Source organism: Rhodoplanes sp. SY1, assembly GCF_046000175.1.
In the GTDB taxonomy this organism is placed as follows: Bacteria; Pseudomonadota; Alphaproteobacteria; order Rhizobiales; family Xanthobacteraceae; genus Rhodoplanes.
The window spans coordinates 1-816 of the sequence record NZ_JBEOMB010000243.1 but is presented as its reverse complement, the minus strand read 5'-3'; the positions used below and the strand labels follow the sequence as shown (position 1 = coordinate 816).

Annotated in this window: 1 protein-coding gene; it reads left to right on the top strand. The window is 68.8% G+C overall.

Annotated elements, in window-relative coordinates; all coding sequences use genetic code 11:
- Positions 1-483 precede the first annotated feature (483 nt).
- On the top strand, positions 484-816 hold a 333-nt coding region (locus ABTU92_RS28870), incomplete at its 3' end, for a double zinc ribbon domain-containing protein (protein WP_408095005.1).

The following is an 816-nucleotide window of genomic DNA, read 5'->3' as shown; positions in this document are numbered from 1 at the left end:
GGCGCCGAGCCCGATCGCCCGCCGCCGCCGGCGCAGAATCAGGTCGTGATCGAAAACGTGAGGAGCACCCATCTACCACCCTGCTATAATCCTGCGCGTGTGCGCCGAACGACTCGATGGGAACGCGTCGTCCGACTCCGACTTGGTCCGAGGTTCTGGTCCGTGGTTCTGGCGGAAACTCGGGCCGGAGTCTCGCGCGGCAGGCGCGGTCTCCGAATCGTCGGCGCAGCACGCGTCGGTCGAATCGAGCGTCGTCTTGGCGTGATGCTTGCATGATATTCGGTCGCCAAGCCGGGCGGCGCGGACCCCCGCCGGCGTGACGGCAAGGTGTCGTGGCAAGGTGTCGTGTGACGAGGGACGCGACGAAGAGACGTGCGGAGGGGACGACGCGTGACACACGGCTGGACGTGCCCGACACGTGATCAGATGCGCGATGGCGTCGTCTGGACACGCGCCGAGCGGCGTCGATGAACAAGGGTTCATATGGCGACCCGGGCGACCACGGCACGGACCGGACTGCGCGCCGCGCTGCGGCTCGCCGTCGACGCCATCCTGCCGCCGCTGTGCCCGGCCTGCGGCCAGCCGCTGACCGACGACGGCGCCGTGTGTGCAACCTGTTGGTCGCGCTTGTCGTTCATAGCGCGCCCTTATTGCGATCGTCTCGGCATCCCGCTGCCGCACGACGCTGGTCCCGGGGCGTTGTCGGCCCGTGCGATCGCCACGCAGCCGGCCTTTGGGCGGGCCCGCGCCGCGGTGATCTACGACGATGTGGCCGGATCGCTGGTTCATGCGTTGAAGTACGGCGACCGCATGGAG